Genomic DNA, 2,636 nt, shown 5'->3' on the forward strand with positions numbered 1-2,636 from the left:
TGGTGAGTCGGTCGCAGGGTGCGGGGCCGAATTTTGGTGGGGCTTTCAGTGGGTTGCCGGGTGTGGTGGAGAAGCTGCGGTTGAGTGTGGCGGATTTGGGGCGGTTCGGTGTGGGGGGTTCGGGTGGCGGCACCGGTGGGACTGGGGGCGGGGAGAAATCAGTCGCCGGTGAGGAAAAGTCCGGTGACCACACCGGGGACAGTACGAATACCGCCGAGCGGGATGCCGGCCACGCGCGAGGCGGCAACACCGGTACCGGGCAAAAAGCCGATGCCGAGGGCAAGACCAGCGACGGTGCCGGAACGGATAGTACGTCCCGCCCGCGGACGGTGTCCTCGGGCGAGGTTGCGGAGAACGGCACCAGCCGCGCCGCGGCCGATGATGCGGCGAATGGCACCCCGGCCGGAGAGGACTCCCGCGGTGACGCTTCCCGCGGTGACGCTTCCCGCGGTGAGGATGCCCGTGGTGACGCTTCCCGCGGTGGTGGAGTCCACAATGGAGTTTCCCGGGATGGTGCCGAGGTTTCGCCGGGTGGTGCTGGGGCGGAGTCCTCCCACACTGGCGTTTCCCGCACCACGATGGGATCAGAAGCGGGGTCGGAGCGGTTCGTCACGGTCGATACTCCACTCGGCACCGGTTTCCAGCACACTACGGCGAACGACACGTCCACGACGACAACATCAGCTGGGCATACCGGCGATACCGGATCCACCGAGGCCAGTGGTCGTGCTGGAACCACGAGTAATGCCGGGGCTGTGGCTGAGGGTGGTGTGCGGGTCGGCGGGTCCGGTCTGGTCACTACTTCGCAGGGTGAGGGGACGGCAGGTCACGGCACTGGCGGGGACAGCGCCTCAGACCAGGCGGGTTCGAACACCTCCAGGCCGAATATTTCTGCGTCGGACACGCGGTCGGATGCGGCGGGTGCTGGTGCTACGGAGCGGTCGGTGGCGGGGTCTGCCCCGGCGGCGGAGACCAGGCCGCAGACGGTCGCCACGTCGGCTGGTGCCTCGCCGGGTGAGGGAGTGGCGCGTGGCGTGGGGGAGACGCGCCCGCAGGTCACGGGCAGCGCTCCAGGGCAGTCAGGGGCGACTGACGGGTCTGGTGAGTCGGGGCAGCGGGGTGGGCCCGCGTCGACGTCTATGTCGCAGAACTCGGCGGAGCAGGTCACTGAGCGTCCGTTGTCGAGGTCTTCCGCTGGTGCGGTCGATTCCGGGGGCGCTGGTTTCGGGGATCGGCAGAAGCCGGCGACCATCGGTGGCGGGAATCAGCCGGGCCTCCCGGCGGAGGTGTCGGCGGGGCAGCAGCGGCCGGTGACCAGTGTGCAGCCGACTGCGGCGGAGCAGTTCCTCAAGCCTGCCGCGTCGGTGGGGGGTGTGTCGGATGGTGTGGGTTCTGGGAAGCCGCTGGTGGCGGGTGCGCCGTTGGATTCGCCTGGGAGGCCGGGTTCGGAGTCGTCTGCCGGGCAACAGCGACCGATGCCGGCCACGCAGTCGGTGCCGGTGGAGCGTGGGTTGACGAGTTTCCTCAAGCCGGGTCCGGTGAGTGGTCTTGCCGATGCTGTGCCGTCGGGTGGTGTCGGGTCCGGTCAGCAGGCGGTGGCCGCTGGGGTGGAACGGCCGGTCGCCACGCCTGTCTCGGAATCGTTGGCGGGTCAGCAGCGGCCGGTGCCCGACGCGCAGCCGGCAGCGGCTACGAGTGGGGCTCCGGAGGCGGTGAAACAGCCGGCTCCGGTGGCAGGAGGCAGCCCCGAGCCTGGGGCAACGACGCCTGAGCGGCAGTCCTCGCCGGATGCTGCTGCGCGGCCTGCTCCTTCGGTTGCTGACGGTTCTGGCAAGGTGCCGGAGTCGTCGGTCGTGCTGGGTGAGAGCAAGTCGGGGACGGTGCCACCCCAGCCCCAGCCGCCACAGCGGTCTGGGGTTGGTGACGTGGGTGGTCGTCTGGAGGGTGGTGGGCAGCGGCAGACGGCTGGTCTGGTGGCGGGGAAGCCGGAGGTTGTGCCGCCAGTGGCCGCGGGTGTGCCGGTGGAGTCCGTGAAGTCGTCGTTGCCGCCGGTGGGTGGTAGGCCCGAGGGAGTGTCGCCCGCGGCGCAGGAGGCTCCGGCACCGGGTGTTCCGGCGAAGTCATCGCAGGCGCAGGGGCCGGCGGTCGTTGGTGGGTCTCCGGATGGTCCGCAGCCGTCGGTTGCCCGGCCGGGGGACAAGTCGGATGGTGTGGCGCCGTCGCGGCCGTCACCGCCGCTGTTGCCGGAGTCGGTGCGTGGGTCGGAGACGCGAGTGCCTGGTGCGGGTGAGTATCGGTCGGCGGGGGCGAGGTTGCCGGTGGTGCCTGCTGTGGACGCGGGGGGTGTTCTCCCGCCGACGCCGACGCCGACGCCGACGCCGCCGTCGCGGCCTGTTGTTGTGTCGGAGAAGGACGGGGTCGAGGGGGATGGTTCGTCTCCGGTGTTGCTGTCTCCGTTGGAGGTCGGCGTGTCGGACCCGGGTTCGGTTGTGGGGTCGGGTGGCAGGCCCGGGGTAGGGGGGGCTGTGTGGGCTGGCGGGACGAGTTGGGTACGGGGTGAGGATGGCTGGTTCGTGGCGGGGGGTGAGGGTGCGGTGGCTGGGGGGCGGATTGTTGTGCCTGAGGGATCGCGGGCG

General features: G+C 70.6%; 1 protein-coding gene. It reads right to left on the reverse strand.

The features are described from left to right. Positions 1-158: 158 nt before the first annotated feature. Entirely contained in the window at positions 159-557 is a 399-nt protein-coding gene (locus tag ACIBTM_RS35940) for a hypothetical protein (protein WP_395881615.1), read from the reverse strand. Positions 558-2,636: the final 2,079 nt, after the last annotated feature.

This window comes from Amycolatopsis sp. NPDC049868 (assembly GCF_044461365.1).
In the GTDB taxonomy this organism is placed as follows: domain Bacteria; phylum Actinomycetota; class Actinomycetes; order Mycobacteriales; family Pseudonocardiaceae; genus Amycolatopsis.